The 2,097-nt window shown below is 66.0% G+C and carries 1 protein-coding gene; it reads right to left on the reverse strand.

Annotated elements, in window-relative coordinates:
- Nucleotides 1-135 precede the first annotated feature (135 nt).
- Entirely contained in the window at nt 136-1,566 is a 1,431-nt protein-coding gene (ltrA, locus tag AB0D57_RS47620; protein ID WP_362088756.1) for a group II intron reverse transcriptase/maturase, read from the reverse strand.
- Nucleotides 1,567-2,097: the final 531 nt, after the last annotated feature.

Raw genomic sequence — 2,097 nt, forward strand, 5'->3', positions numbered from 1 at the left:
TGGTGAAGTCGGCCCGGGGCGCGGTTCCGGTCTTTCGACCGGCCCGTTTCCCCGGAGCCGCTTCCCGAACCGGGCATGCGACTTGGCACCGCACCCGGCTCTCCACAAGCCCCGAGGGCTTCGTGGTGGTTGTCCTCATCCCGTGGCGTCCCAGGGAGTGGGAATCGACATGCCCCGGTAGCGGTAGCGCGTGGTGCCTACCGCGATCGGGTTGAACAACTCCCTGTTCTCGCTGGCCCACCAAGATCTGCGGCCGCAGTAGCGGCGGAAGATCTTCCTCCGGCCCGTCTTGGGGTGCTTGCGCTGTACCCATCTCCACACCGTGTGCCACATGTAATTGCGCAGGTAGGAGAAGGTCGCGAAGGACACCCCGGGCCGGAAGTAGGCGCACCAGCCCCGTACTGCCGGATTGATCCGGGCGAGCAGGGCGTCGAGCGGCTGGTTCGTTCCGACATCTCGGCACAGCGTCTTGACCTTGGCCATGATGGCCCGCAGGGCCTTCTTGGCGGGGTAGGTGTAGACGTAGTACCGGTTGGTGCCTGGTTTCCGGTGGCGCTGGATGCGCCACCCAAGGAAGTCCAGGCCCTGCTCGATGTGGGTGATCAGAGTCTTCTCCGGCGACAGGCGCAGGCCCATCGTGGAGAGGACTTCCGCGATCTCTTCGCGTAGCGTTTCGGCGTCTGCCTTGGTGCCGTGCACCATCAGGCACCAGTCGTCCGCGTATCGGACCAGCCGGTAGTTGGGCAGACCTCGGCGTCGACGCCTGCGGCGCTCGTTGAGATCAGTTCCGGCGCCTCCCGACGCCTGGGCGATGTGCTCGTCCAGGACCGAGAGCGCGACGTTGCTGAGCAACGGCGAGAGGATCGAACCCTGCGGGGTGCCGGTGTCGTTGTCCCGCAGCAGGCCGTCCTCGCTGAGGATGCCCGCCTTGAGGAACGCCTTCACCAGGGCCAGGACGCGTTTGTCTCCGACGCGTGTCCGCACCCGCTCCATGAGAGCGGTGTGTGAGATCTCGTCGAAGCAGGCTTTGATGTCGCCTTCCACGATCCACTCGTACTTCTTGGACGTGAGCAGACGCACCTCGGCCACCGCGTCGTGAGCCCGGCGGTTCGGGCGGAACCCATAGGAGCACGGGAGGAAATCCGCCTCGAAGATCGGCTCCAGCACCAGCTTCAAGGATGCCTGCACCACCCGGTCGGTGATCGTCGCGATCCCCAGCCGACGCAGCTTGCCACCCGCCTTGGGGATCATCCGCTCCCGCACCGGCATGGGCTGGAAACTGCGGTCCTTGATCTGCGACCGCAGCACGTCGAGGAACTCCTCGACGCCGACCCACAGCGCGATGGACGACACCGTGCGTCCGTCCACCCCGGCCGTGCGTGCACCCTTGTTGCCCCGCACCCGATCCCAGGCCACCAGCAGGAAGCCGGGATCGGCAACGAGATTGAACAGGTCGTCGAACCTGCGATGAGGATCATCACGAGCCCAACGGTGCAGCTTGGTCTGGATCTTCAGTACCCGGCGCTCCGCCTCATACAAGGCGCGCTCCAGCTCGTCGGTGTTCACCGGCGACCCTCCCGACATTCCAGTACGTCAGCCACTGACTTGCTGGCCCCCTTGGCCCTGCGACCGGCTTTCCCGGTCTCCACGACGGGTCGTTACTCCCGCGACTACTACGGGGCCTCCGCCCCACCCACGGCCATCAGTCGGCAACGGACCTGCCCACCACCGGACTGGTTGTCCGGCGGCTTGGGCAACCGCGGGTGGTTCCCACGTTCACCACACAATCGATCGGTCAGGGAGACGCCCAGCTCTACTCCGGCAGCATCGCCACGCCTACGCCGCAGGCTTTCAACGTGGCCTCCCCACCGGAAAAGGAACCCGGCTTCGGAGTTGACCCGCCGTCCGAAGACGTCGGATCACGCGCTGCATACCGGCCCGTATCCACCAGGTTTGAGCCGGCTCACTGCTTACGGAGCTTCAACCACTGGTTCGCTCTCGCTACACCTTCTGACCTCGCTAGACGGACCCGCACCGTCCGGTAGTCCCGGCACGTCCCGCCGTTGTCGGGGCCGCTTGCCACCCTCCCCGGCGTTC

Source organism: Streptomyces sp. NPDC048275 (genome assembly GCF_040652275.1).
Taxonomy (GTDB): Bacteria; Actinomycetota; Actinomycetes; order Streptomycetales; family Streptomycetaceae; genus Streptomyces.